The 536-nt window shown below is 43.5% G+C and carries 1 pseudogene; it reads right to left on the bottom strand.

Going from position 1 to position 536, the window contains the following annotated elements:
* Window positions 1-536 (bottom strand): annotated as a pseudogene (locus tag ACWHAR_RS31385) (helix-turn-helix domain-containing protein); the annotation flags it as partial.

Genomic DNA, 536 nt, shown 5'->3' with positions numbered 1-536 from the left:
ATAATGCGGCCTTTTTCATCGATGATAAACAGGTTGTTGGCGTTTGAATAGCCAGGCATATTTTTGACAAGCGAACAGCTCGGGATGCTTGCGGCGGCCAATCCCTTTGTATTTGTGCTGTTCAAAGGAAGCTGCTTAATTAAATTGATATTATAGCGGCAGTTTTCTGATGTGCCTTCTTTGGTTGAAATCAAATGATTGTTTTCCTCAAGCGCCCAATAGGAGCGGCTCGCTTTGTGTTTAGTGTACGCTGAGGCTTCTTCATGAAGAGTGTCTGTATTCAAACGGTACAAACCGGAATTGTTCATGTACCATTTTTTCGTATAACTGACTAACGTCATGTTGGACAGATCGGTATCAAAGCTTTGCAGATAATTGAGCTCTTGGTTCACTTGGTTATAGATTTGAAATTGGTCTGAGTGCAAAGGCTCGGACAATGTGCGAAGGAGAGGCGGCGAACTCACATAGTGGGTTAAAGAGTGATCGACGGTTTTCAATATATGCTCGATGCTTTGCTGGGTCTGCTGGAGTGTGTC

It is taken from the genome of Bacillus sp. LR--39, assembly GCF_053613335.1.
Note: the sequence above shows the minus strand (reverse complement) of the source record. Positions and strands in the feature narration are given on the sequence as shown.